The sequence below is a fragment of the Kitasatospora sp. NBC_01250 genome (genome assembly GCF_036226465.1).
In the GTDB taxonomy this organism is placed as follows: domain Bacteria; phylum Actinomycetota; class Actinomycetes; order Streptomycetales; family Streptomycetaceae; genus Kitasatospora.
Genome location: NZ_CP108476.1, coordinates 3883775 through 3909830, shown reverse-complemented (window position 1 = coordinate 3909830; position 26056 = coordinate 3883775). Strand labels below are relative to the sequence as shown.

Here is a 26056-nt window from a genome sequence, read left to right as displayed (position 1 = left end):
CCTGACCGGCAGCAGCACATGGGGGAACGCCCGAATGACCCAGCCGCAGGGCACTTCCGGACGCGTCCTGGCCGATCGCTATCGGCTCGACTCGGTCCTCGGCAGCGGCGGCATGGGGACCGTCTGGCGCGCCGAGGACGAAATGCTGGGCCGGATAGTCGCGGTGAAGGAACTGCGGATGCACGGCGGCGTCGACGACGACGAACGCCACCGCCTGATCGTCCGGACGCTGCGGGAGGCCAAGGCCACCGCGCGGATCCGGCACACCGCCGCCGTCACCGTCTTCGACGTGGTCGAGGAGGACGATCGGCCCTGGATCGTGATGGAGCTGGTCGACGGCCGCTCGCTCGCGGAGGTCGTCAAGGAGGACGGTCCGGTGACGCCGGCCCGTGCCGCCGAGATCGCGCTCGAACTGCTCGGCGTGCTCGGGGCAGCGCACAGCCAGGGCATCCTGCACCGTGACGTCAAGCCGTCCAACGTGCTGATCGGCGAGGACGGCCGGGTGGTGCTGACCGACTTCGGCATCGCCAGTGTGGAGGGCGACAGCTCGGTCACCTCCACCGGCATGCTGGTCGGCGCGCCGTCGTACATCTCGCCGGAGCGGGCCCGCGGGCAGAAGCCCGGTCCGCCGGCCGACCTGTGGTCGCTGGGCGGCACGCTGTACGCGATGCTGGAGGGCAAGCCGCCCTACGACCGGGGATCCGCGCTGGCCACGCTCACTGCGGTGATGACCGAGGAGCTGCCGCCGCCGGCCAACGCCGGGCCGCTGCGCCCGGTGATCGAGGGCCTGCTGGACAAGGACCCCGAGAAGCGGCTGGACGCGTCGACCACCCGCTCGATGCTCAAGCGGATCGTGGCGGAGTCGACCACGCGGGCCGAGTCGACCACGCAGTCGGCGGTGCCGGCCGCGGAGCTGACCAAGCTCGACCTCGCCGCGCCGCAGGCGCCGGCGGCCGGCAAGGGCAGGGCCGGGAAGAAGGACGCCGCCAAGAAGGCCGAGGCGGCACCGGAGGTCGGACCGGCCGACGCTGCGGGCAAGCCGGTCGTGCCGACGCAGCGCAAGCCGGGCCTGCGGCCCGGGCTGAGCACCGTGCGGGTGGGCAGCCGGGTGCCGGCGGGGGAGAGCGCCGCCGCCGTCCCCGCTCCGCTCCCGCAGCCGCCGGCCGGGGAGGACGCGGAGGCGCCCAAGGCCGCCGGGGCCGGGGACGGCGGCTGGTCGCGCAGCGGCACGCTGGGCGTGGCCGCGCGCTGGTCGCGGCGACGGCAGCTGCTGGTCGCCGTGGTGCTGGTGCTGCTGCTGATAGCCGGCGGCGTCTGGCTGGCGGTGGGGTCGGGCGGGTCGACGGAGAAGAAGGGTGCGGCTGCCGCCCCGGCGGCCGGCACCGGCGGATCCGGCACCGGCACGGCCTCCACCGTGTCGCACACCTCCAGTGGCGCCGGTGCGGGCACCCCCTCGGGCGCGGCCCCGGCCGGCAGCACCCCCGCCACCGGTGCCGCCGCCGCGCCGGCGGCCTCCCCGGACACCCCGGCCGGCCCACCCGCCGCCGCCACCGCGCCGACCCCCTCGGCCGCTGCGAGCAGCGCCTCGCCGAGCGGCTCTCCCAGCGGCTCCCCGAGCAGTTCACCCAGCGGCTCTCCCAGCGGTTCGCCGAGCCCCGCCGTGCCGGCCGGCTTCTACCTCTACACGGACCCCTCCGGCTTCTCCGTCCAGCTGCCCAACGGCCTCAACCACGATGCGGGCGCCTCGCAGACGGACCGGCAGGTGTTCGACGGCAACGGCCTGCGCCTGCAGATCGAGTGGACCGACCAGCCGGGCGCCAGCGCCGTGGGCGCCTGGCAGTCGGAGGAGAAGGAGGTGGCGCCCACCCTCAGCAACTACCAGCAGCTCCAGCTGACGGCGATCACCTACCGCGGCTGGACCAACGCCGCCGACTGGGAGTGGACCTTCGGTTCCGGCACCAAGCAGCACTCGTTGAACCGCGGCTTCGTCACCGGCCGTCATGGTTATGCGCTCTACTGGACCGCGAACGACAGCGACTGGAACAGCCCCGCGAACAGTCAGGCCCGGGAGACCGCGTTCCAGACCTTCGCGCCCGCGCCATAACGAGAGAGGGGGCGGCCCATGCGAGCCGGCCCTGGTCAGACGGTCGCCGCCCGGTACCAGGTGACCGACCGCGCGCCGCAGGACGGGACGGCCGGTCCACGCCGGTTCGCGACCGATCTGCGCAGCGGCGCTCCGGTGCTGCTGGAGGCGTTGGAGCTGCCCGAGGTGCTGGTGCCCGAGCTCGCCGGCAGCGCGGACTTCGAGGCCAGCCGCTGGCTGGATCCCGCCGAGGTGCTGGCCGCGGTGCGCGCCGTCCTCGACCGGACGCCCGAGCACGCGCGGTTGCGGCAGGTCTTCGAGGTGCTCGCGGAGGACGGCCTGGTCTGGGTGGTGGGTGAGCAGCCGGTGGCGGTCGGGCTGCCCGAGCTGCTGGAGGACGGGCCGCTGGAGCCCTACCGGGCCGCCGAGCTGGCCGCCGATCTGGTGAGCGCGCTGGGCGCGGTGCACCGGGCGGGGCTGGCGCACGGCCAGGTGGTGGCCGACCAGGTGGTGGTCTGCCCGGACGGCGCGGCGCTGCTCGGCGGCCAGGCCGGCGCGGCGGCCGAGGAGGCGCTGGCCCGCGCTCTGGCCGGCACGGACGACCGGCGCTGGGCGCAGGCACGCACCGGGCTGGTCGGCACCCGGGCCGAGCGCTGGCCGCCCGAACTGCTGGGGCAGGGCGCCGCCGCGGGGCCGGAGGCGGACCTGTGGGCGCTGGGGGTGCTGCTGCAGCGGGTGCTGACCGGGCAGGGGCCGTTCCCCGAGACGACCGCCACCGCGCTCTTCGCGGCGGTGCGCTCCGGGCAGCGGTCGGGCAGCGGGGAGTGCGGTCCGCTCGCTCCGCTGGTGGACCGGCTGCTGGCCACCGATCCGGCCGAGCGGCCCAGCGCCGAGGAGACCGGGCGCTGGCTGGCCGAGCTGCTGGCGCACGCGCCCGAGCCGCTGCGGGCCGCGGAGCCCGCGCAGGTGCTGCCCGTGCCGCGCCCGGCCCGGCCGCTGGTGCCGCGTTCGCGCCGTGGGCGGGCGGCGGCGCCGGTGGCACCCGAGCACGCCCGGCACGCCCACGCCGCGGCGCGGCGGCCCTCGCGGCTGCTGCCGGTGGTGCTGGTGGGCGGGGTGTTGGCGGCGATGGTGCTGGGGATCGCGGCCGTCGTGGTCTTCGCCGGATGAGCACGAACCGGCGGGACACCGCACATCACAGCCCGGTCACGTGGCCGGGTCGCGATGACCGCCGTGGGAATGGACGCCTAGGCTGGGACCGGAACAATGTCCGAGCGGTGACGTCCGAGCCGTGACTCAGAAGAGTGGTTCACCGAATGATGAGGGGGGAGCGGTCGCCGTGAGTGGACAGGAGCAGGCGGGGGCTGCCACCGACTCCGAGCGGGCCGAGCCGATCGCCGCCGCCGCGACACGCCGGATGCTGGCCGGGCGCTACGAACTGGGGGCGCGGCTCGGCCGCGGTGGCATGGGCACGGTCTGGCGCGCTCGGGACCTGATGCTGGACCGCGAGGTGGCGGTCAAGGAGCTGACCGTCGACCACCTCCCGGAGGAGGATCTGGCGATCCTCCAGTCCCGGATGAAGCAGGAGGCCAGAGCCGCGGCCCGGATCAAGCACGCCGGTGTGATCACCATCCACGACGTGCTGGAGCAGGACGGCCGGCCGTGGATCGTGATGGAGCTGATCGACGGCCGCTCGCTGGCCGACGTGGTCTCCCAGGACGGCCCGCTCTCGCCGCGCGAGGCGGCCGAGGTCGGCACCCAGGTGCTGGCCGCGCTGCACCGGGGCCACCAGCTCGGGGTGCTGCACCGGGACGTCAAGCCGGCCAACGTGCTGCTGGAGCACGGGACCGGCCGGGTGGTGCTGCTCGACTTCGGGATCGCCAAGTTCGAGGGCTCCTCCGAGCTGACCCGCCCCGGCGACCTGGTCGGCTCGCCCGACTACCTGGCGCCCGAGCGGGCGCAGGGCGAGCGCCCCGGTCCGGCCTCGGACCTGTGGGGCCTGGGCGCCACGCTGTACACCGCGGTGGAGGGCCAGTCGCCGTTCCGCCGCCACGACCCGCTGAGCACGCTGGCCGCCGTGGTCTCCGAACCGCTGCCCGAGCCGCGCAACGCGGGTGCCCTCGGGCCGGTGCTGGCCGCGCTGATGGCCAAGGACGCCGCCGAGCGCCCGAGCGCGGACGAGGCGCTGCAGATGCTGCGCGAGGTGAAGGCCGGCCACACGGTGGGGATCAGCATGCGCCCGCCGCTGCAGCGGGTGCCCACCCAGGCGGTGCCCGTGGTGGACCGCCGGCCGGCCGAGGAGGAGCCCGCGACTCCCTGGGTGGCGAGCGGGCAGCCGCCGGTGGCCCAGGCGGGCCCGCCGGTGCGGCCCGTTCCCTACGAACCGACGGCCACCGATCTGCCGGTGCAGTCCCGGGCGACCTCGCCGCAGCCGCTGATGGCGCAGCCGCCGACGCTCCGGCCGCCGGTACCGGTGGCCCCGGCTCCGGCCGCGCCGCGTCGGCGCCGCGGCCTGCGCACGGCGCTGGCCGGACTGGTCGCCGCCGTGGTCAGCGGTGCGGTGGCCTTCGGCGTGGTCCACCTGGAGCACAGCGGCGGCACGCCGACGGCCGACCCGTCCGCGTCGATGAGCCCCACGCCCAGCGCCTCGCCGGGCGGCCCGGCCACCAGCGCCCCCACCGGTGCCGCCGGGCCCTCCGGGCCCGCGCCGGCCGGCTACGCGTGGACGACCGATCCGAGCGGCTTCCGCTTCCCGCTGCCCAGCGACGGCCCCACCTGGCAGCGCAGCATGGACGACAAGAACCAGATCTACTACAGCCCCGACAACAAGCGGCACTTCCTCCAGTTCGCGGTCACGGTCGGTGATCCGGTCCGGCCCTACGACAACATGCTGAGCATGGAGGGGCAGCTGAAGGGGAACTCCACGAACTACCGCCGGCTGAGCCTGGAGCAGATCAACGTGCACGGTCACGAGGCGGCTCGGCTGGAGTGGAGCTACACCCAGATCCAGGGGCCGAACCCGGGCAAGCGCACGGTGGTCGACGAGGAGTACCGGGACTCGGACGGGACCAGCTACGCGATCCTCTCGTCCGGGCCCGACAGCGACTGGACGGCGACGCAGCAGCGGCTGACCGCGGTCCTCAACGGCTTCGCACCCGTCGCCCAGTCCGGCGGCGCGGCCGTCCAGGCACCCGCGACGCCGGACGACACGGAGCCGACCGGCTGACCGCCCCCGGGCCGCACCCTTGCCGTGCCCGGACTCCGGGGCCGAATCTTGTTACCGCCGGGTACCGGACCCGCCGTCGAGAGCCTAGGCTGCGCCCATGACGGACATCACGGCAGAAAGCCGCAGCACCGGCCGCAACCCCGTGGCCCCGGGCGCCGGTCGTACGGTCGCCTCGGCGGTCCCGCAGTCCCTGATCCGAAGGCTCGCCCGGGGCGTCACCGCCACCGGCGGCGCCGAACCCGCGGTGACCCGGACGCCACTGACCGGCGAGGTGCTGGCCGAGCTGCCGCAGTCGACCACCGAGGACGTCAAGGTCGCCTTCGAGCTGGCCCGCCGGGCCCAGCAGGCGTGGGCCGCGCTGCCGGTGCGGCGGCGGGCGGCGGTGCTGCTGCGCTTCCACGACCTGCTGCTCAAGCGGCAGGACGAGGTACTGGACCTGATCCAGGCGGAGACCGGCAAGGCCCGGCTGCACGCGTTCGAGGAGGTGCTGGGCGCCGCGCTGGCCGCCCGCCACTACGGGCGCGCCGCGGCGGGCTACCTCAGGGACCGCCGTCGGGGCGGCGCGATCCCCGTCCTCACCAAGGCGGTGGAGGCCCGCCGGCCCAAGGGCGTGATCGGCCAGATCTCCCCGTGGAACTACCCGCTGGAGCTGTCGGTCAGCGACGCACTGCCGGCCTTCGTCGCGGGCAACGCGGTGGTCAACAAGCCCGACACACAGACCGCGCTGACCGCGCTGTGGGCCCGCGAGCTGCTGATCGAGGCCGGGCTGCCGGCCGACCTGTGGCAGATCGTGGTGGGCGAGGGGCCGGTGGTCGGCCCGGCCGTGGTCGAGCACGCGGACTACGTCTCGTTCACCGGTTCCACCGCCACCGGGCGCGAGGTGGCCCGGCGGGCGGCCGGCCGGCTGGTCGGCGCCTCGCTCGAACTCGGCGGCAAGAACGCCATGCTGGTGCTCGCCGACGCCGACCTGGAGAAGGCGGCCGAGGGGGCGGTGCGGGCCTGCTTCTCCTCCGCGGGGCAGCTGTGCATCTCGATCGAGCGGCTCTTCGTGCACCGCTCGGTGGCCGACGCCTTCCTCGCCAGGTTCGCCGAGCGGACCCGGGCGCTGCGGCTGGGCGGCGGTCTGGCCTACGGCGCGGACATGGGGTCGCTGGTCTCCGAGCGGCAGTTGGAGACGGTCACCCGGCACGTGGAGGAGGCCGTCAAGGCGGGCGCCACGGTGCTGGCCGGCGGCCAGGCCCGCCCGGAGCTGGGCCCGCTCTTCTACGAGCCCACCATCCTGGACGGGGTCACCCCCGAGATGGCGGTCTGCACCCAGGAGACCTTCGGCCCGGTGGTCTCCATCTACCGGTTCGACACCGAGGAGGAGGCCGTCGAGCGGGCCAACGCCACGCCGTACGGGCTCAATTCGAGCGTCTGGACGAAGGACACCCGGCGCGGCCGGGCGGTCGCGGCCCGGCTGCGCACCGGCACCGTCAACGTCAACGAGGCCTACGCGGCGGCCTACGGCTCGGTGGCCTCGCCGATGGGCGGCATGGGCGAGTCGGGGCTCGGCCGCCGGCACGGCGCGGAGGGCATCCTGCGCTACACCGAGGGCCAGACCATCGCCACCCAGCGGCTGCTGCCGATCGCACCGTCGCTGGGGCTGACCGACGAGAAGTTCGCCGCGGTGTTCACCACCAGCCTGCGGGCGTTGAAGGCGCTGGGGCTCAAGTGACCGACAGGGAGCAGGCGGTGGAGGAGTACGACTACGACGTGATCGTGGTCGGCTCGGGGTTCGGCGGCTCGGTCAGTGCGCTGCGGCTGACCGAGAAGGGCTACCGGGTCGCCGTGCTGGAGGCCGGGCGGCGCTTCGGGCGCGACGAACTGCCCAGGAACTCCTGGGACGTGAAGAACTACCTGTGGGCGCCGGGCCTGGGTCTGTACGGCATCCAGCGGATCCACCTGCTGGCCAACGTGCTGGTGCTCGGCGGCGCGGGGGTGGGCGGCGGCTCGCTCAACTACGCCAACACGCTCTACGTGCCGCCGAAGGCCTTCTTCGAGGACCGGCAGTGGCGGCACATCACCGACTGGGCCGAGGAGCTGGCCCCCTTCTACGACCAGGCGCAGCGGATGCTCGGGGTGCGCGCCAACCCCACCACCACGCCCTCGGACGTGCACCTGAAGGCGGCGGCCGAGCGGATGGGGGTGGGTGACACCTTCCACTTCGCGCCGGTGGGCGTCTTCTTCGGGGACGGCCGGGACGCCGACGGGAGCGCCAAGGCGGTACCGGGCGGCGAGGTCGAGGACCCGTACTTCGGCGGTGCCGGGCCGAGCCGCAAGGCCTGCGTGGAGTGCGGCGAGTGCATGACCGGCTGCCGGCACGGCGCCAAGAACACGCTCACCGAGAACTACCTCTTCCTGGCCGAGGCGGGCGGCGCCGAGATCCACCCGCTCACCACGGTGGCCCGCATCCGCGAGCTCGACGGCGGCTTCGCGGTGGACGTCAAGCGCACCAACGCCCGGGGCGCTGCCGCCGAGCGGGCCGGGGCCAGGACGCTGACCGCGGCCAAGGTGGTGGTGGCGGCCGGTACCTACGGCACCCAGACGCTGCTGCACACCATGCGCGACCAGGGCCGGTTGCCCCGGATCCCGGCCGCGCTCGGCAAACTGACCCGTACCAACTCCGAGGCGCTGGTGGGCGCACAGACCACGCCCGGGCGCTACGGCGGACCGGTGGACTTCACCAAGGGGGTGGCGATCACCTCCTCGATCCACCCGGACGCGAACACCCACATCGAGCCGGTGCGCTACGGCAGGGGCTCCAACGCGATGGGCTTCCTGTCGATCATGCAGGTGCCGGGCGGCGGCCGTGGCCCGCGCTGGCTGCGGGCCGGTGCCACCGCGGTCAAGCACCCCACGGTCTTCGCCCGCTCGCTGAGCAACTATCGCTGGTCGGAGCGGACCATCATCGGCCTGGTGATGCAGTCGCTGGACAACTCGATCACCGTCTCGCTCAAGCAGAAGGGCCTGGGGAAGGGCAAGCTGACCTCCCGGCAGGGCCACGGCGAGCCGAACCCGAACTGGATCCCGGCCGCCGAGCAGGGCGCCCGGGCGCTGGCCGCCGAGATCAACGGCTTCGCGGGCAGCACCGTCGGCGAGATCTTCGACATCCCGATGACCGCGCACTTCATCGGCGGCTGCCCGATCGGGGACAGCCCCGAGCACGGCGTGGTCGACCCCTACCAGCGGCTCTACGGCTACCCGGGGATCAGCGTGGTGGACGGCTCCACCATCTCCGCCAACCTCGGCGTCAACCCCTCGCTGTCGATCACCGCGCAGGCCGAGCGGGCGATGTCGATGTGGCCCAACAAGGGCGAGCCGGACCCGCGGCCGGCCCAGGGCGAGGCCTACCGCCGGGTGCCCGCGGTCGCGCCGGTGCGGCCCGCGGTGCCCGCCGGGGCCTTCGGCGAGCTGCGGCTGCCGCTGCTCGCGGTGCCCGAGGTGCCGAAGAAGAAGCAGCAGTCCTAGTGCGTCCGGTGGGTCGCCGAGGACCGTTACACACCCGCGCGGTGGGTGTTACACGGCCGGCGGCCCACCGTGCGGTGGGCTTCCTAGCGTGGGCACCACACCGCCTGGGCCACCAGGGCCGAGGCGGCGGAACCTCGGAGGACCACCCATGTCACGTGCCCGTTCCCCGCGTCGCTCCGCGCGTCTGACGCTGGTCGGCTTCGGCGTCGCGGCCGTCCTGGCCGGCTCCACGACGGCTGCCTTCGCGGACGGCGCCCCGGCCGCCACGCCCACGCCGGCGGCGAGCGCCCCGGCCAAGGGCGTCGCCCCTTCGGCCTCGCCGAGCGCCCCGGGCGGGGCGGCCGTCATGCCGACGCCCACGGCCGGCTCGGCGGTCAAGGTCACCGCTCCTACGGCCTCGGCGAGCGCCCCGGGCGGGGCGGCCGTCATGGCGACGCCCACGGCCGGCGCGCCGGCCAAGGGCGTCGCCCCCTCCGCCGCGCCCAGCGCGCCGGCCACCGCCGGCTCGGGGGCGCAGGTCAAGGCCGTGCCCAAGGGCGGCGCGCAGACCGGTGAGGGCTCGACCGGCACCTCCTCCACCGCGCTGGCGGGCGGCTCGGTGCTGGGCGTCGGCGGCCTGGCGGCCATCGGCTACGCGGTCCGCCGTCGCCGTGCGGGCTCGGCGGCTTGAGCGCCGCCGCCACGGTCGGCGCCCGCGCAGGTGGGCGCCGTTCGCGGCGGGCGGCACCCTCGCCCTGGCCCTCGGCGGATTTCTGCTCGGGCACACCACGCAGCAGCCGCCACCCGTGCGGATCGACACGGTCGCGGCAGCGCCCATGAACGGCCAGGACACCTCGCCGGGGACCGTGCCCAGCGGCGCACCGCCCGGCGGCGCCCCGTCCGGCGACGCGAAGCCGGCCGCGCCGCCGACCCGGCTGGTGATCCCGAGCATCGGGGTGGACGCCGCGGTGAGTCCCGGCGGTCTTAACTCCGACGGCACGGTGGAGGTCCCGCCGCTCGACCAGCCCTCCCAGGTCGACTGGTACGACCAAGGGCCGGCCCCCGGCGCGGTGGGCCCCGCGGTGCTGCTCGGCCACCTGGACACCAAGGCCGGCCCCGCGGTCTTCGCCAAGCTGCCGAAGCTCATGCCGGGCGACCGGATCGAGATCCACCGCGCCGACGGCAGCACGGTGACCTTCCAGGTCCGCAAGCGGGAGCAGCCGCACAAGGACCAGTTCCCTACCGACGAGGTCTACGGGAACACCGACACACCGCAGTTGCGGGTGATCACCTGCGGCGGATCGCTGCAGAGCAACGGGCATTACTCCGATAACATCATCGTCTTCGCGGATCTGGTCTCCTCCTAGGACCGGTGTCCGACCGCCTGACGATGCAACCTGCCGGGTGCTCACGGACGTGTCAGCCGCTGACCGGGGCCGGCGACCGAGACCTCCGGGAGCCCCCGTCCGTCCTGTCGAAAGGCGCTGTTCCGCGTGAGTTCCTGGCTCAGTCGCACGGCCGCCCGGTGCGGCGCGGTGCCCGCCGTGCTGGCCCTGGCCGCGCTGGCCGCCCTGGCGGGCTGCGCCGACACCGGGCAGCTGCACGACGCCGGTGCGACCCGTCCGCTCTCGGCGCCCACCAGCCCGCCCACCCCGGTGGCGCTGTGGGCGGCGGTGGGCGCCGCGCCCACCCCCTCCGCCTCGGCCACGCAGCCGGTGGGGGCGCTCACCCCGGTCCCGGGCATCACCGTGTCCGGCGCCGACCTGCGCTCGGTGGACGTCCACCAGCTGCTGCGGCAGGACCCGCAGCTGAAGGACGCGGAGCGGACGGCGCTGGCCGGCTGCACCGGCTGCCAGGTGCTCGATCCGCGCTACGCCGACCTGGTGGGCGACGGCGGGGCCGAGCTGATCACCGCGGTGCTCACCGCCGACCAGCACGCCTACCTGCACGTCTACCAGCTGCGGGACCACCAGGTGCTGGCGGTGCCGGAGATCTCGGTGCTGCCCGGCTTCACCGCGCAGACGGTCGGCCGGGACCTGGTGGTGAACGAGCCGACCAGCGCGGCCACCGAGACCAGCAGCACCTACCGCTGGGACGGCGGCCAACTGGTCCGGGTGGAGACCAAGTTCACCGGGCCCGACACGGTGGCCACGCCCGACTGCCAGCCGGGCGTGGTCACCCCGCCCTACCCGACCGGCAAGTCCTCGCGCCCGCAGCCCTCAGCCGTGCCCTCCGCGGCGCCCGCCGCCACGCCGTCGGGGGGCTCCGCCTACCTGCCGCCCACGGCGCCGCCCGGTGCCAAGGCCTCGGCGTCACCGAAGTCGGGCGCCGGGCCGGTCATGAGCGCGGCACCGTCGAACCCGGGCCCGGCGAACACGGCACCCCCGAACACGGGCCCGGCGAACACGGCACCGGTGAATCCGGCACCGTCGAACACGGCACTGTCGAAGCCGACTTCGGAGCGCACCTCATGACCACTCCCGGCACGGCCACCCCCGGTACGCCGCGGATCCTGCTGGTCGAGGACGACGAGGTGATCCGCGAGGCGACCCGGATGGCGCTGGAGCGCTACGGGTTCCCGGTGGACACCGCCGCCGACGGCCTGGAGGGCCTGGAGCGGTTCCGCGCCGGGCGCCCGGACCTGATGCTGCTCGACGTGATGCTGCCGCTGCTGGACGGCGTGGGCCTGTGCCGCCGGATCCGCGAGGAGAGCCAGCTGCCGATCCTGATGATGTCGGCCCGCACCGACCCGATCGACGTGATCTCGGGCCTGGAGGCGGGGGCCGACGACTACCTGGTCAAGCCGTTCGAGACAGCGGTGCTGGTGGCGCGGATCCGTACCGTGCTGCGGCGCACCGGGCTGCCCCCGGCGAGCCCGGCGCCGGCCGCGCCGCCCGCCGTTCCGCCCGTTCCGTCCGTGCCCCCCGTCCCGCCGTACCCGCCCGTCGCGGTGGCCCCCGCCGCCCCCGTGGCCCCGCCCGCCGCGGCCGAGCCGCCGGCCCCCGCACGCACCGTGCGGTCGATCGACGGCCTGGAGGTGGACACCGACGCCATGGAGGTGCGGGCCGAGGGCCGCCCGGTGCTGCTCACCCCCACCGAGCTCCGGCTGCTGCTGGAGTTCACCGCCGCGCCCGGCATCCTGCTGGAGCGGCACACCCTGCTGGAGCGGGTCTGGGACTACGCCTGGGGCGCCGACACCCGGGTGGTGGACGTGCACGTGCAGCGCCTGCGGGCCAAGATCGGCGCGGGCCGGATCGAGACCGTGCGCGGCTTCGGCTACAAGCTGCGCACCCGGCGCGGGACCGGCGGCGCCGAGTGAACCTGCGCCGCCAGATCGCGGTCACCGTCGCGCTGGTCTCCTGCCTGGTGGCGCTCACCGTCAGCCTGCTGGTCCACCAGGCCTCCGTCCAGCAGCACACCGACCAGGCGCGCAGCGCGGCCGAGAACGCGCTGGACGCGGCGCTGGACGGCTACAGCCGGACCGGGGCGCTGGCCTGGAACGCCAAGCTCGACGACCCCGAACTGCCGCCGCGGCTCCGCCAGCTGGCCGCCGAGGGACACCACGGCTCGATGCTCGTGCACGGCCCCGCCGGGACCCGGATGTGGGCCGCGGCCGGCAGCAACGGCCGGATCTTCTCGCTCTGGATCGACTTCGACCAGGACGAGAAGGCCATCAGCGACCTGGACCGCAGCATCATGATCTCGGCCGCCCTGTCGGTGGTGGTGACCGTGCTCGCCGGGGTCCTGGTGGCCCACCGGATCAGCCGCCGGCTGCGCACCGCGGCCCGCACCGCGCGCACCATCGCCCAGGGCGACCTGGCCGCCCGGATCGGACCACTGGGCCGCTCGCGCGACGAGGTCGCCGAACTCGCCGCCGCCGTCGACTCCATGTCGGCGGTGCTGAGCAGCAAGCTGGAGAACGAGCAGCGGTTCACCGCCGACGTCGCGCACGAGCTGCGCACCCCGCTGACCGGCCTGCTCACGGCGGCCGAGCTGCTGCCGCCGGGCCGCCCCACCGAGCTGGTGCAGGACCGGGTACGGGTGCTCTGCGCGCTCACCGAGGACCTGCTGGAGGTGTCCCGGCTGGACGCGGGGGCCGAGCTGCCCGAGCTGTCCCCGGTCACCCTCGGGCCGCTGCTGAGGCGGATCCTGGCGGTGGCCGGCCCCGCGGTGGAGCTGCGGATCGAGGCGGACGCCGAGGTGACCACCGACCCGCGCCGGCTCGACCGGGTGGTGGCCAACCTGGTGACCAACGCGCAGCGGCACGGCGCGTCCCCGGTCCAGGTGGTGGTGGCCGGCGCCACCGTCACCGTTCGCGACCACGGTCCCGGGTTTCCGGCCGACGTCCTGGAATTCGGGCCGCAGCGCTTCCGCACCGGCGCCAAGGAGCGCGGTCGCGGGCACGGCCTGGGCCTGACCATCGCGCAGGGCCACGCGGCGGCGATCGGGGTCGGGCTGCGACTGGCCAACCATCCGGGCGGCGGCGCGCTGGCCGAGCTGACGTTCCCTCAATAGACCTGCGCAGCAGGCGAATCGATCGCTCCGCGGCCGTCCGCCCGCAGGCCGGGCAAGGCAAAGGGCCCCGCGGGGGAACGGGGCCCTTTGTCGCTCAGCACGCGGCGTCAGGGCTGCGCCGGTGCTGGGGTGACGGCGCCGGGGGATGAGCGCCGTCTATTCGGTTGGCTTCGAGTCGTGCCCCGGCGAACCGGGTGTGGATGCGGGCCGGGCGCCGGGAGGTGCCCCGCGCGCCGACCGACCGCTTCGCCCTCACGGAGCGTGAGGCGATACCCACTGTTACTGCCGATGGGCAGTCGTGGGAAGCACGTGCCGGTGGCCCGAGTCGGCCACCGGAGAACCCCCTCCCCAGCATCGTGGTGGACACAGGCCATGCTCTGCAACCGATTCGGCCGACTTCGGCCCAGTCCATTTTTCGCCGACCGTGCTCCTGACAGCCTGTCAGCAGCAGGTCCGGACCTGCTCCGGGTGCGGCGACCTGGGAGGCTGCGGTGACGTTCGGTAGTCGTACAAGTCGTTCGTATGGCTCGCTCGGACGAGCCGCCGCCCCGGGTGGTGCGGCGGCGTTCCCGGGCGTCCCCGTGCCTGCCGCCGCACCTCCTGGCGCAGTCGGGAGCCGGCCGCTGTCCCCTGCCGCCGGTTCCACCGCACCCGCGCGCGGTCCCACGGCGCTCCGGGCCGCCGATGCCGCCGACGGTGGAGCGCCACACGCGCGAGTGGACTGGAATCTTCCACGCGTGGTCCTGCCGGACCGTACGGGCGCGGGCCCGGGCGCCGATGCGCCGCACCTGGCCGGTGCGGCGCGGTCGTACGGTCGCCGGGAGAACGAGCGCGCGCCCGGCGCGGACACGGCCTGCGGGCGAGCCGTGGGCAAAGGGGTGAAGGGGGTCAAGAGGTCGGCCGGTAGAATCGGTGGTGACACCCCCACCGGTCGCCCGCCGCCGCCCTCGCAGGCGCTGCGTGCGACACCTCCCGTTCGCTGCCGGAAGGCCGTCTGTGTCCCCTGCTACCCCCGACCAGTCCGTACCGCCGGTCGACACCGTTCTGGTGGTCGACTTCGGCGCCCAGTACGCCCAGCTCATCGCCCGTCGGGTGCGTGAAGCACGGGTCTACAGCGAGATCGTGCCGAGCACCATGCCGGTCGCCGAGATGCTCGCGAAGAACCCGAAGGCGATCATCCTCTCCGGCGGTCCGTCCTCGGTCTACGAGGAAGGCGCGCCGCGGCTCGACCGCGCGATCTTCGAGGCCGGGGTGCCGGTCTTCGGCATGTGCTACGGCTTCCAGCTGATGGCGATCACGCTCGGCGGGACCGTCGACAACACCGGCGCGCGCGAGTACGGCCGTACCCCGCTGCACGTCAGCAAGAGCGGTTCGACGCTCTTCGAGGGCACCCCGGCCGAGCAGTCGGTCTGGATGTCGCACGGCGACGCCTGCTCCGCCGCGCCCGAGGGCTTCAGCGTGACCGCCGCCACCGACGTGGTCCCGGTCGCCGCCTTCGAGAACGACGAGGCCCGGCTCTACGGCGTCCAGTACCACCCCGAGGTGCTGCACTCCACGCACGGCCAGCAGATCCTGGAGCACTTCCTCTACCGCGGTGCGGGCCTGGCCCCGACCTGGACCACCCACAACGTGGTCGACGAGCAGGTCGCGCTGATCAAGGCGCAGGTCGGCACCAAGCGCGCGATCTGCGGCCTGTCCGGCGGCGTGGACTCCGCGGTCGCGGCGGCGCTGGTGCAGAAGGCCATCGGCTCCCAGCTGACCTGCGTGTACGTGGACCACGGTCTGATGCGCCAGGGCGAGACCGAGCAGGTCGAGAAGGACTTCGTGGCCGCCACCGGCGTCAAGCTCAAGGTGGTCGACGCCCAGGAGCGGTTCCTGACCGCGCTCAAGGGCGTCAGCGACCCGGAGCAGAAGCGCAAGATCATCGGCCGGGAGTTCATCCGGGTCTTCGAGCAGGCGCAGGCCGAGATCGTCGCCGAGGCCGGCGAGCACGGCGAGTCGGTCGACTTCCTGGTCCAGGGCACCCTCTACCCGGACGTGGTGGAGTCCGGTGGCGGCACCGGCACCGCGAACATCAAGTCGCACCACAACGTCGGTGGCCTGCCGGAGGACCTGCAGTTCGAGCTGGTCGAGCCGCTGCGCAAGCTGTTCAAGGACGAGGTCCGGATGGTCGGCCAGGAGCTCGGCCTGCCCGAGGAGATCGTCCAGCGCCAGCCGTTCCCGGGCCCGGGCCTGGGCATCCGGATCGTCGGCGAGGTCACCAAGGAGCGCCTGGACCTGCTGCGCGAGGCCGACGCGATCGCTCGCGAGGAGCTGACCGCGGCCGGTCTCGACCGCGAGATCTGGCAGTGCCCGGTGGTCCTGCTGGCGGACGTGCGCAGCGTCGGCGTGCAGGGCGACGGCCGCACCTACGGTCACCCGATCGTGCTGCGCCCGGTCTCCTCCGAGGACGCGATGACCGCCGACTGGTCGCGGCTGCCCTACGAGGTGCTGGCCAAGATCTCCACCCGGATCACCAACGAGGTGCGCGACGTCAACCGCGTGGTGCTGGACGTGACCAGCAAGCCGCCGGGCACCATCGAGTGGGAGTGATCCCCGGGCGGGTCTGACCGGGCCCGCCGGAAAACTCCCGTCAGTCGTTGAACGGCCGCACCGCCATCCGCGTACCCGTGGATGGCGGTGCGGCCGTTCGCGTCAGATCCTGGCCGGGTCACGGCTGTGCGCCGAGCTGGCGCACAGGTGGGCGGGATACCGTCGGGATCGGGCTGGAACGGGCAGAATCCCACCCGGACCGGTCGCGGGTGGACAGGTTGTGGTGAGAGGCGGACTGCTGTGGGAAGGGTGACGCGATGATGGAGGGGACCACGGACCCGGTCGAGACCGCGGGACCACTCGCCGGGCCGGCGCCCTCGGGGCCGGCCGGGCGGGCGGCGCGAGCGGCGCAGCGCCGGGCGTTCGCCGGCCGGTACGCGCTGCTGCCGGTGCGCCTGTTCCTCGGCGTCACCTTCGCGTACGCGGGCCTGGAGAAGCTTGCCGACAGCCACTACCTGGCCGGCGCCGGCGATCCGCAGTCCTTCTACGCGCAGACCGTGGCCGCCCGGGCGAACAGCCCGATCGGCTGGGCGCTGGCCCCGGCACTGCACCAGCCCACCTTCTTCGGCCTGCTGATCGCCTTCGGCGAGCTGGCGGTCGGGCTCGGCACGCTGTGCGGGCTGTGGGGCCGGGTGGCCGCGCTCGGCGGCGCGCTGCTCAGCCTGACCCTGTTCCTGACGGTCAGCTTCCACGTCTCGCCCTACTTCCTGGGCAACGACCTGCCCTACCTGATGGCCTGGACCACCCTGCTGCTGGCCGGGACGCCGTACCTGTCGGTGGACGGCTTCATCGCGGGCCGGGCCGAGCGCGACCGGCGGCGCGGCCTGCCCGAGGAGGCGGTGCGCCGCCGCAGCTTCCTGGACGGCTCCATCGCGGCGGTCGCGCTCGGCGGGGCGGGGCTGCTGGGCGGCTCGCTGACGGCCACCTTCATCCGCCGCAAGCCCAAGCCGGCTTCCGCTGCCACCCCCGCCGGGGGTGCCGCGAGTGCCCCCGCGGGCGGTGCGAAGGCCTCCGTCGCCGTCGCGGACGTCCCGGTGGGCGGCTCCGCCACCGTCACCGACCCCGCCAGCGGCGACGCCGTCTACATCGTCCAGCCCGCGGCGGGCCAGTACTGCGGCCTCTCCTCGGTCTGCACGCACGCCGGCTGCGCCGTGGACGCGCCGAAGCAGGGCCAGCTGCGCTGCCCCTGCCACGGTTCGAAGTTCGACGCCGCCACCGGCGCGGTGCTGGCGGGCCCGGCGGTCAAGCCGCTGCCGAGGTACCGGGTCACCAAGAACGGCGACCGGCTCGACCTCGGCCCGCTGCAGTCCTGACGCCCTCAGGCGTCCGGGTCACCGGCGTCCGGGCCCCGGCCGCGGCGGGCCATCGCGGCCACCGCGCCGGCCAGGCCCGCCGCACCGAGCACGATCAGGGTGATCGGCATGACGATCCGTCCGTTCACCGTGGAGTCGTTCAGCGAGGCGACCAGGTAGACCACGGCGATCGCCGTGAACAGACCGCCCGCCATGAACGAGTAGAGGTCGAACCGATGCCGCTTCATCCCTGCACCACCTGAATGTCGCCGAGGTCGACCACGATGTCGAGGTCGATCGTTCCCTTGCTCGCCGTGCCGCCGACCGGGGCGAGGTGGACCGTCTGCCGGGTGCCGACGTTGCCGTCGAAGGTCCGGTCGGGCAGGTGGATGCTGCCGACCACGGTGTGCAGGGTCAGGTTCGCCTCGACGTCCGGCGGCAGCGTCACGTCGGCCTGGCCCGCGCCGAGGCGCACCGAGCTGCTCACCGTGCCGCCGGCCGGGTCGACCGCCGACAGGTCCAGCGAGATGTCCCCGGCCCCCAGCGCGTACTGGTGCTGCACGGCGGCCGCGCTGGCCGGCGTCCAGGTCCGGTTGCCGACGCCCGCGTGCAGCGAGGTGGCGGGGGTGCTGCCCGCGGCCAGCACGGCGGTGAGCACCAGGGCCGGGACGGTCAGCACCCGGGCCCGGCCGAACTTCACGCCCACCAGCATGGTCAGGCCGAGCCCGAGCAGGCAGGTGGCCAGCACGCCGGAGAGCAGCACCGTGCTGTTCTGGTGCGACCGCAGCGTCCAGACCAGCCAGGCCGCGCCGACCGACAGCAGCAGTCCGAAGGGCGCCAGCACCGAGCGGGGCCGGCGCTCGCGGTGCACCGGGCGCGGCGGCGGCGGTGGCGTCGGTGCGCCCGGGGCGGACTTGCGCAGCGGGTCGCCCTCGGGCAGGTCGCTGCGCTGCCACCAGGGCTGGGCGGGCGCGCCCGGCGGCGGGGTGGCGCCGTAGGGGTTGCGTTCGGGGTGCCGCGGGTCCCACAGGTAGCCGGTGCTGCTGGGGGGCGCGTCGGTGGGGGCGGTGCCCGGCTCGGCGGAGCGGGCCGCCCCACCGCGCCGGTTGAGTGTCTCCTTGGCCAGGTTGACGTGCTCCTGGATCTCCCCGCTGTGGTTGGCCCACTCCTCGCGCAGGTGCGCCGTGTGGGTGGCCCACTCCTCGCGCATCGCGGCCGTGCGGCTCGCCCACTCCTCGTGGAAGTCGCGCCGCCAGCTCTGCCAGTCGCTCAGCGGCGAGTCGGCGCCCGCACTGCCCGGACCGAGGTCGCCGGGCCGGCCGGTGGGCCGGTCGTACGGACCGCCCTGCCGCGGCGGCTGCCCGAGCCCGCGGGCCCGGCGGCGGCGCTCGGGGTCGTGCCGCACCGCGAAGAAGATCATCGCGCCGAGCAGCAGCAGCGGGAAGGTGGAGTCGCCGCTGCCCATCCAGGAGAAGAAGACCCCGGTGCCGATCACGGTGAGCAGCACCGCGCCGATCGACTGGCCGTCCACCCGGCCGGTCAGCACTCGCTGCAGCTCGGTCCGACCGTGCTTGCCGTCCGGGTGCTCGGTCGGCACGATCAGCCAGGCCAGGCCGTACAGGAACAGCCCGAGCCCGCCGGTCAGGCAGAGCACTGCCGTGACCACCCGGAACACCACCGGATCGATGTCCAGGTGCCGGCCGAGCCCCCCGCAGACCCCCGCCACCACGCGGTGGCTCTCGTCGCGCACCAGGGGCGGGCGTTCGCCCCCGGGCTGTTCCTGGGCGGCCCGCTCGTCCTCGGCCGCGCTCTGCTCCTGCGTCATGGCTCCATCCTGGGGGTTGGGAGCGGCGCGCGGGAGCGGGGTGGGCCCTGTGCGGACCCTGATCTGTCCCTGAGACAGCGCTCAGGGGCAGCCGGCGCCCGCGTGCGCCGGGGCGTCGTCGACCAGGCGGTGGGCCTCGCTGTCGAGGGCACCGAAGAAGGCCACGGCCATCCTGGCGTAGCCGCGGTCGTTGGGGTGGAGCCGGTCGTTCCACTCGTCCTGGGTCAGCGCGGGCGGGGTGACCCAGCTCAGCCGGTTCCCCAGCTCGCGCTCGGTCGACTGGAGGGTCCGGGCCTGGCGGTTGAAGCGGCGCACCTGTGTCTGGAGGCCGTCGGTGGTCGGCAGCAGGCCCTGCAGGATGACGGTGACGCCGGGGCGGTCGGCGAAGATCTGCTCGACCAGGGCCTGCAGGCGGTCGGGGGCGTGGTCCTTGTCCGCCCCGCGGTCCAGGTCGTTGATGCCGATGTGCAGCAGCACGACGTCCGGCCGCTGCGCGGCGAGCCAGCCGTCCACGTGGGAGCGGATGTCGTCGATCATCCAGCCGCTGTGTCCCTCGTGCTGCGGGGAGGGGAAGGAGCCGTCGCGCTGCGAGCCGACGAACTGCACGGTGTAGCGGGACTGTCCGGTGACCAGCTGCCAGAGCGGCAGCCGGTAGCCGGCCTGGCTCTGGCTGCCGACGCCCACGGTGATCGAGTCACCGAGCGGCATCACCCGCAGCAGCGGCGGCGCGGCGTCCCGGTGTCCGGGTACGGCCTGGGCGGGAACGGAACTGGCCAGGCCCAGGCCCGCGCAGAGGGTCGCGGACAGCAGGGCGATGATGGTCCGTTTCATGGCGCAACCTCCAGATGTATGACGATCTGTCAGATGCGCCGGATCATAGGATTGTCTGATCTTGAGGCGAGGGGCGACACGCGGGGCTGTACGCCGGACCGGGGGGCGTTGCCGCCGCCTGCCGGGTCCCGCGGCGTCCCGGGAGCGGCCGCGGGCGAACCTTAGGGGGAGCACCCTGATGCGCTCGCCCCCGCGCCCGTGTGACCATCTGTGGCGTGGCAGTCCCCGGTACCGAAGCGAACCCGAGCACCTCCGCCGCCGAAGCTCCACCGGGCGGCGGCGGCGAGCCGACCCAGGGCGCGGCCCGGCCGCCGTACCGCAAGCTCTACCGGAGCCCGCACTCGCGGATGCTGGGCGGGGTGGCACACGGACTCGCGGTGCACCTGGGGCTGCCGGTGGTCTGGGTGCGGGCGGCCTTCGTGCTGCTCACCTTCGCCAACGGGATCGGGGTGCTGCTGTACGCGGCCTTCTGGTTCGTGGTGCCGATCGGCATCGGCGAACCGGGGGCGCGCGGCGGACTGGGCGTCAGCTACGTCTGGGCGAACGGCCAGTTCGTGCCGGCCGGCGCCTCCGGCGTGACCCCCGACCCGCTGCGCAAGGGCAGGCGCGGTCGGCTCGGGCGGCTGCGCGACATGCTGCAGGGCACCTTCCAGGGCGAACCGGTGATCGCCGAGACGAGCGGGGCGGCGGGCTCGCCCACCTCGGGCAGCCGGCAGAACCTCGGCCAGCTGGCCGCCCTGCTGATGCTGGTCATCGGCGTGATGGCGCTGCTCAACGTGCTGAACATCCAGTCCTCCAGCCCCTACACCTGGCCGCTGCTGGCGATCGGGGTCGGTGTCGCGCTGGTCTGGCGGCAGGCCGACGACTCGCGCTGGCAGCGCTGGTTCGGCCTGGAGGGCGGCGGCAAGCGGCGGGTGGCCTTCACCCGGGTCGGCGTCGGCGTGCTGCTGGTGACCGTGGGCATCATCGGCTTCCTGGTGCTGCAGGGCGCCGGCTCCACGCTCGCCTCGGTGATCGAGGCGTCGCTCGCGGTGCTCGCCGGCGTCCTGGTGCTGACCGGACCGTACGCGCTGCGGATGTGGCAGGACCTCGCCACCGAGCGCACCGCCCGGATCCGGGCCCAGGAGCGGGCCGAGATCGCCGCGCACATCCACGACTCGGTGCTGCACACCCTCACCCTGATCCAGCGCCGCTCGGAGGACCCCAAGGAGGTCCAGCGCCTGGCCCGGGCCCAGGAGCGCGAGCTGCGGCTGTGGCTCTACCGGCCCGAGGCCGCTGCCGAGGCGGCCCCCGACACGCTGGCCGAGCGGCTGCGCTCGGTGGTGGCCGAGGTGGAGGACCGCCACGGGGTGCCGGTCGAGCTGGTCTGCGTCGGCGACTGCCCGATGGACGAGCGGCTGACCGCACAGATGCAGGCCGCGCGTGAGGCGATGGTGAACGCCGCCAAGTACGGTGGCGGAGGACCGGTGCAGGTCTACGCCGAGGTGGAGGGGAGGACGGTGTCGGTGTTCGTGCGCGACCACGGCCCCGGCTTCGACCCGGACACCGTGCCGGAGGACCGGATGGGCGTCCGCGAGTCGATCATCGGCCGGATGAAGCGCAACGGCGGCACCGCACGGGTGCGTCCCGCGCCGGACGGCGGCACCGAGGTCGAGTTGGAGATGGAGAGAGCTGCTGATGACTGACGCTGTTGCGCCCGACGCCGGGGCGGGGGGCCCCGACCGGCAGGCGCGGGTGGTCCTGGTCGACGACCACCGGATGTTCCGCACCGGTGTGCGCGCCGAGATCGGCCGTACCGAGGCCACCGGCATCGACGTGGTGGGCGAGGCCGACGACGTGGAGTCGGCGGTCAAGGTGGTCGCCGAGACCCGCCCCGACGTGGTGCTGCTCGACGTCCACCTGCCCGGCGGCGGCGGTGTCGAGGTGCTGCGCCGTTCGGCCGCGGTGATGGGTGAGCCGGGTGGCGTGAAGTTCCTGGCGCTGTCGGTCTCCGACGCCGCCGAGGACGTGATCGGCGTGATCCGCGGCGGCGCCCGCGGCTACGTCACCAAGACCATCACCGGTGGCGACCTGGTCAACGCGATCTTCCGGATCGCCGACGGTGACGCGGTCTTCTCGCCGCGGCTGGCCGGCTTCGTGCTGGACGCGTTCGCCGCCACCGACACCCCGCCGGTGGACGAGGACCTGGACCGCCTGACCCAGCGCGAGCGCGAGGTGCTGCGGCTGATCGCCCGCGGATACGCGTACAAGGAGATCGCCAAGCAGCTCTTCATCTCGGTGAAGACGGTGGAGAGCCACGTCTCGGCGGTGCTGCGCAAGCTGCAGTTGAGCAACCGGCACGAGCTGACCCGCTGGGCGACGGCGCGTCGACTGGTCTGAGCCCGCGGGCGGGAGCGCGTGGTGCCCCTAAGGACATACCCAGTATGCAGTTCCTCTAGCATACTGGGTATGCAGTCGTCCGCTCGTGACGATGGCTGTGCCGGGGGAGCTGTGCGCGAGCACGCCCTCGGGTGCGTGAGTTGTCCGGATCCCGCCGCTGCCGTGGGGTCATCGCATGGACCCCGGGCCGAAGAAGCGGGCCGGGGGCATCGTCCGGCCCCGAGAATTCCGGGCCACTAGTTGCCGTATTGTGGAGCACCGTGACCGACACCGCCGCAGCTTCGAGCCTTCCTGCATCCGAAGCGTCCGTCGACGACGAGAATCAGCCGATCACGATCAGGGGGGGCGCCCGGGGGACGGGCGCGCGTCGTGGCGGTCTGCGCGAGTGGCTGTTCCGCGTGACCCCGTACCGGGTCACCGGCCTGATCTTCCTGCTGATCCTGGTGCCGATGTGCGCTGCCCTGCCCTGGTCGGGTGACCAGGGGCAGCACGCGTCGACCATCTGGCGACTGCGGGAGAACTTCTCGCACCCGACCAGCCCGCTGATCGACATCTCGGGGACCAACAGTCCCTACTTCGCGCCGTACCAGGTCTTCGGTGCGTTGGTGTCGATGGCCACCGGCCTGGTGCCGCTGAAGACGATGCACCTGCTCGCGGTCATGAACGTGCTGCTCGTGATCACCGGGATCGGCGCCTTCGTCCGGTCCCTGACCAGCCGCGCGTGGGCTCCCGTCATAGCCCTGTTCACGTACTTCTTCCTCTGGGGCGTCAACGTCGAGGTGTGGAGCGGCTACGAGTCGTGGCTCTCCTTCTGCCTGGGGCTGTCGTACCCGAGCGCCTTCGCGGCGGGCCTGATGTTCTGGCTGTGGGCCGGCACGCTGCGGCTGCTGGGCCGGGTGCCCGACCGCAACCCGCTCTCCGACAAGCTCGCCGTCCGGATCCCGGCGCACGTGGCGGTCGGCCTGGTGCTGTTCGTCGTCCTGCTGTCGCACCCGTTCACCGGCATCGTGATCTGCCTGGGACTGGCCGGCATCATGATCGGCTCGCTGCGCGGCCTGAGCGTGCGCAACTGGCTGCTGTGGGTCCTGTCCGCGGCCGTCACCCTCGTCGCGGTGCTGGCCTGGCCGTACTTCAGCCTGCTGGACCAGCAGCAGTCCGCCGCCCTGGACGCGATGCACCAGGGTCTCTACAGCGCGCCGCTGGCCTGGTTCGGCTTCGCCCTGGTGCTCGGCCTGCCCGCGCTGTTCATGCGGTTCCGGCGCAACCGCCTCGACCCGCTGGTGCTCACCTTCCTGCTGATCGGCGCGGTCGTGGCGTACGGCTGGTTCAGCGGTCACTACAGCTTCGGCCGCGCCTACCCGGGGCTGGTCATGACGATGCAGCTGGCCGTGGCCGTCGAGGCCGCGGAGATCCCGTGGAAGGACTGGTTCAAGCGCGAGCTGTCGCTGATCCTCACGGTGGCACTGGTCCTGGGCATGTGGGTGCAGGCCGGCACGATCTTCTACCTGATCCCGAAGAAGGACTTCCCCAAGGGGGTGGTCGACAACGTCCAGACCTGGAACCCGTGGCCCGGCTACGAGTGGACCGCCAAGTACGGTCTGAAGTACGGCGACGTGGTGATGACGTCGGGCGAGCGGCCGCTGGACCAGCTGCCCGCGTACGGCTACTACACCGTCAGCACCAACTACCCGGACCCGGCCGTGGCCCAGTCGGTGTTCGACCAGCGCAACCACGACGTCTGGGAGTTCTTCTACTCCAAGGAAGCCAGCGACCAGGACCGCAGCGAGCTGCTGGCCAAGTACCACGCGAGCTGGGTGCTGATCATGCCCGGGCAGGGCGTGGTCCTGCCGAGCGGTCCGCACTACCAGCAGGTGGCGACCAGCCCGCAGGGTGAGTACCTGTACAAGGTGGTCAATCCCTGACATCCTCTCAGCGCGAGCCCCGTGGGCCCGCGCGTGGCACGGCCGGTGGGCATACAGAGCCCACCGGCCGTGCTCGTGGGGGGCAGTTTGAGGGACGAAGAAGATCTCGTGTAGCGTTTAATCGGTTATGGGTGGGATTTGCGTGCAGCCTGCGGGCTGTACGCAGGGGGCAGCGCCCGGGAGGGGAGCGGTGCTGGCAGGGCGCCGAGGGCTATGACGGTCCTGCCCGGATGCTGTGGCCGAACTCCCTTGTGACATACCGGATACCACTTGCCGTTACGCCTATCAGGGGATGAATTCCGTGGCTCAGCCGACGCTAGGCGCCGAAGTCGCCGACAGACCGACGACCGTGGTCCGTAGTGCCATACGCGGAGCTCGTCGGTCTGGCCGCTCGGACATCCTGCTCTGGCTGATGCCCGGGCTGGTGACCTTGGCCGTGGGACTGTTGGGCAGTGGGCGGCCCCAGATGTGGGGCGACGAGCTGGCCAGTTGGACGGCGGCCAACCGCACGGTCCCGCAGCTGTTCGGAATGCTGCACCACGTTGACGCAGTGTACGGGGTCTACTACGTCTTCCTGCATTTCTGGATGCAGGTCTTCGGCGACTCGGCGGTGACCCTGCGGGTGCCTTCCGCCATCGCGATGGCCGTAGCCGCCGCGTTCATAGCCCTGACGGGGCGGCGGCTCTTCTCCCGCCGGGCGGGCCTGCTGGCCGGACTGATCTTCGCGGTGGTTCCATCAGTCTCCCGGTACGCCCAGGAGGTCCGGCCCTATGCCATCGTGATGGCTGCTGTGGCAATCGCGACCTGGTGCCTGCTGCGTGCGCTGGAGCGCCCGACACTGCTGCGCTGGGTCTGCTACGGGGTGTCGATCGCGGCGGTCGGCCTCTTCCAACTCGTGGCGCTGAGCTTGTTGTTGCCACATGCATGCATGGTGATCCTGCAGTCCTGGCCGAGTCGTCCCTGGCGGCGGTGGGCGCAGTTCGCGGTCACGGTCCTGGTCGCCGTGCTCCCAGCGGCGCCGCTCGCGCTGCTGGGACAGGCCCAGGTGGGCAAGCAGATCTCCTGGATCGACCGCCCGACGCCGGAATCCCTCCCCGCTCTGTGGGAAGCCATGTACGGGCCGGCGCTGTTCTCGCTGCTGGTGCTGGCCGCGGCCGCGATGACGCTGGGCTGGGCCAAGAACCGTCGCCCGGTGCTGCAGGTGTTCCTCACCGCGGTACTGCCTGTTGCCCTGGTCTACTTCGTCTCGCAGGGGAGCATCTCCTACTTCATAGCGCGGTACCTGCTCTTCACCCTGTCTGCCTGGGTGGTGCTCGCCGGTGCGGGCCTGGCAGCGATCCGCCCTCGGGTGCTCGCCATTGTCGGCGTGATCGTGCTCGCCGTGGCTTCGTACGGCACCCAGGTCAGCATTCGTTCCCTGACCGACCGGGTCAACTTCGACGAGCGCGGCGCAGCCCGGGTCGTTGCGCAGGGGTACCAGCAGGGTGACGGGCTGGTCGTCCCGCACGACAGCACGATCTTCGACAGCGGGGTCAAGTTCTATCTGCCCAAGAACGTGAAGCCGCGGGACATCTTCGAGTCGGTGTCGCCGGCCGCCGGCAACAGCCTGGTGACCGAGAACTGCGCCCAGCCGGTCAGCTGCCTCGGTGCCGAGCCGCGGATCTGGGTGGTGTCCGTGGGGCCGGACCAGCCGATCGATCAGCGCAGCCCGTACGCCAACATCGACCAGGCTCAAGGCGCCGCACTGGCCTCGAAGTACCACGCGGTGCACACCACTCACCTCTACAACACCTGGGTCACGCTGCTCGAGCGCAATTCGTAGGTTCAGCAGCGCCGACGGGACACGAACGCCGATGGCCGCCACACCGTTCAGGTGTGGCGGCCATCGGCGTTCGTGCTGGT

Annotated in this window: 19 protein-coding genes; 16 read left to right on the top strand and 3 right to left on the bottom strand. The window is 73.4% G+C overall.

From position 1 onward, the window contains the following. Positions 1 to 34 precede the first annotated feature (34 nt). The 12 genes from OG500_RS15905 to OG500_RS15850 all read left to right on the top strand — a co-directional run bounded on the left by OG500_RS15905 (position 35) and on the right by OG500_RS15850 (position 17218). Entirely contained in the window at positions 35 to 2104 is a 2070-nt protein-coding gene (locus OG500_RS15905) for a serine/threonine-protein kinase (RefSeq protein ID WP_329580869.1), read from the top strand. Between the two features lie 18 nt (positions 2105 to 2122). Beyond that, the gene (locus OG500_RS15900) at positions 2123 to 3253 is read left to right on the top strand and encodes a protein kinase (RefSeq protein ID WP_327067343.1); all 1131 of its coding nucleotides are present in this window, start codon (positions 2123 to 2125) and stop codon (positions 3251 to 3253) included. Positions 3254 to 3422: 169 nt separating this feature from the next. Continuing rightward, the gene (locus tag OG500_RS15895) at positions 3423 to 5309 is read left to right on the top strand and encodes a protein kinase domain-containing protein (RefSeq protein ID WP_329580865.1); all 1887 of its coding nucleotides are present in this window, start codon (positions 3423 to 3425) and stop codon (positions 5307 to 5309) included. A gap of 97 nt (positions 5310 to 5406) precedes the next feature. After that, positions 5407 to 7026, top strand: coding sequence for a succinic semialdehyde dehydrogenase (locus OG500_RS15890; RefSeq protein WP_329580862.1), 1620 nt, complete (start codon positions 5407 to 5409; stop codon positions 7024 to 7026). After that, a complete protein-coding gene (locus OG500_RS15885; protein WP_327067340.1) occupies positions 7023 to 8819 on the top strand; it encodes a GMC family oxidoreductase in 1797 nt (598 codons plus the stop codon). The genes OG500_RS15890 and OG500_RS15885 overlap by 4 nt, the downstream gene beginning before the upstream one ends. A 148-nt stretch (positions 8820 to 8967) precedes the next feature. After that, positions 8968 to 9489: a sortase-dependent protein gene (locus OG500_RS15880; RefSeq protein ID WP_329580854.1), complete on the top strand. Its 522-nt coding sequence runs from the start codon at positions 8968 to 8970 to the stop codon at positions 9487 to 9489. Continuing rightward, the gene (locus OG500_RS15875) at positions 9470 to 10165 is read left to right on the top strand and encodes a class F sortase (protein WP_329580851.1); all 696 of its coding nucleotides are present in this window, start codon (positions 9470 to 9472) and stop codon (positions 10163 to 10165) included. Before OG500_RS15880 ends, OG500_RS15875 begins: the two co-directional genes overlap by 20 nt. Before the next feature lie 126 nt (positions 10166 to 10291). Next, positions 10292 to 11272, top strand: a complete 981-nt coding sequence (locus tag OG500_RS15870) for a hypothetical protein (RefSeq protein ID WP_327067337.1) — start codon at positions 10292 to 10294, stop codon at positions 11270 to 11272. Beyond that, positions 11269 to 12117 carry a response regulator transcription factor gene (locus OG500_RS15865; protein ID WP_327067336.1) on the top strand — a complete coding sequence of 283 codons (849 nt, stop codon included), beginning with the start codon at positions 11269 to 11271 and terminating at the stop codon, positions 12115 to 12117. The genes OG500_RS15870 and OG500_RS15865 overlap by 4 nt, the downstream gene beginning before the upstream one ends. Continuing rightward, positions 12114 to 13313 (top strand): HAMP domain-containing sensor histidine kinase, encoded by a 1200-nt coding sequence (locus tag OG500_RS15860; protein ID WP_327067335.1) that lies wholly within the window; start codon positions 12114 to 12116, stop codon positions 13311 to 13313. The genes OG500_RS15865 and OG500_RS15860 overlap by 4 nt, the downstream gene beginning before the upstream one ends. Positions 13314 to 14309: 996 nt before the next feature. Further along, on the top strand, positions 14310 to 15905 hold the full coding sequence (gene guaA, locus OG500_RS15855; protein WP_327067334.1) for a glutamine-hydrolyzing GMP synthase: 1596 nt from the start codon (positions 14310 to 14312) through the stop codon (positions 15903 to 15905). A 257-nt stretch (positions 15906 to 16162) separates the two neighbouring features. Beyond that, positions 16163 to 17218: a Rieske 2Fe-2S domain-containing protein gene (locus OG500_RS15850; protein ID WP_329580848.1), complete on the top strand. Its 1056-nt coding sequence runs from the start codon at positions 16163 to 16165 to the stop codon at positions 17216 to 17218. A 5-nt stretch (positions 17219 to 17223) separates the two neighbouring features. On the opposite strand, the gene OG500_RS15845 is transcribed toward OG500_RS15850, so the two are convergent. The 3 genes from OG500_RS15845 to OG500_RS15835 form a co-directional block, all read right to left on the bottom strand. Then, positions 17224 to 17445, bottom strand: coding sequence for a hypothetical protein (locus tag OG500_RS15845; RefSeq protein WP_327067332.1), 222 nt, complete (start codon positions 17443 to 17445; stop codon positions 17224 to 17226). Next, positions 17442 to 19022, bottom strand: coding sequence for a PspC domain-containing protein (locus tag OG500_RS15840; RefSeq protein ID WP_329580847.1), 1581 nt, complete (start codon positions 19020 to 19022; stop codon positions 17442 to 17444). Before OG500_RS15840 ends, OG500_RS15845 begins: the two co-directional genes overlap by 4 nt. A gap of 81 nt (positions 19023 to 19103) precedes the next feature. Further along, positions 19104 to 19853 carry an SGNH/GDSL hydrolase family protein gene (locus OG500_RS15835; RefSeq protein ID WP_329580844.1) on the bottom strand — a complete coding sequence of 250 codons (750 nt, stop codon included), beginning with the start codon at positions 19851 to 19853 and terminating at the stop codon, positions 19104 to 19106. A 347-nt stretch (positions 19854 to 20200) separates the two neighbouring features. On the opposite strand from OG500_RS15835, the gene OG500_RS15830 reads away from it, so the two are divergent. From OG500_RS15830 to OG500_RS15815, 4 genes are all read left to right on the top strand, one after another. After that, positions 20201 to 21538, top strand: coding sequence for a PspC domain-containing protein (locus tag OG500_RS15830; RefSeq protein WP_442789335.1), 1338 nt, complete (start codon positions 20201 to 20203; stop codon positions 21536 to 21538). Continuing rightward, a complete protein-coding gene (locus OG500_RS15825; RefSeq protein ID WP_327067328.1) occupies positions 21531 to 22232 on the top strand; it encodes a response regulator transcription factor in 702 nt (233 codons plus the stop codon). The genes OG500_RS15830 and OG500_RS15825 overlap by 8 nt, the downstream gene beginning before the upstream one ends. A 398-nt stretch (positions 22233 to 22630) precedes the next feature. Beyond that, entirely contained in the window at positions 22631 to 24154 is a 1524-nt protein-coding gene (locus tag OG500_RS15820; RefSeq protein WP_327067327.1) for a hypothetical protein, read from the top strand. Positions 24155 to 24455: 301 nt separating this feature from the next. Then, positions 24456 to 25976, top strand: a complete 1521-nt coding sequence (locus tag OG500_RS15815; protein WP_329580836.1) for a glycosyltransferase family 39 protein — start codon at positions 24456 to 24458, stop codon at positions 25974 to 25976. Positions 25977 to 26056: the final 80 nt, after the last annotated feature.

Excerpts from the sequence above, each read along its gene's own strand:
- OG500_RS15890 (WP_329580862.1), top strand. The coding sequence starts at position 5,407 with ATGACGGACATCACGGCAGAAAGCCGCAGCACCGGCCGCAACCCCGTG.
- OG500_RS15850 (WP_329580848.1), top strand. The coding sequence starts at position 16,163 with ATGATGGAGGGGACCACGGACCCGGTCGAGACCGCGGGACCACTCGCC.
- OG500_RS15825 (WP_327067328.1), top strand. The coding sequence starts at position 21,531 with ATGACTGACGCTGTTGCGCCCGACGCCGGGGCGGGGGGCCCCGACCGG.
- OG500_RS15845 (WP_327067332.1), bottom strand. The coding sequence starts at position 17,445 with ATGAAGCGGCATCGGTTCGACCTCTACTCGTTCATGGCGGGCGGTCTG.
- OG500_RS15830 (WP_442789335.1), top strand. The coding sequence starts at position 20,201 with ATGCTGGGCGGGGTGGCACACGGACTCGCGGTGCACCTGGGGCTGCCG.
- OG500_RS15835 (WP_329580844.1), bottom strand. The coding sequence starts at position 19,853 with ATGAAACGGACCATCATCGCCCTGCTGTCCGCGACCCTCTGCGCGGGC.
- OG500_RS15900 (WP_327067343.1), top strand. The coding sequence starts at position 2,123 with ATGCGAGCCGGCCCTGGTCAGACGGTCGCCGCCCGGTACCAGGTGACC.
- OG500_RS15880 (WP_329580854.1), top strand. The coding sequence starts at position 8,968 with ATGTCACGTGCCCGTTCCCCGCGTCGCTCCGCGCGTCTGACGCTGGTC.
- OG500_RS15840 (WP_329580847.1), bottom strand. The coding sequence starts at position 19,022 with ATGACGCAGGAGCAGAGCGCGGCCGAGGACGAGCGGGCCGCCCAGGAA.
- OG500_RS15865 (WP_327067336.1), top strand. The coding sequence starts at position 11,269 with ATGACCACTCCCGGCACGGCCACCCCCGGTACGCCGCGGATCCTGCTG.
- OG500_RS15905 (WP_329580869.1), top strand. The coding sequence starts at position 35 with ATGACCCAGCCGCAGGGCACTTCCGGACGCGTCCTGGCCGATCGCTAT.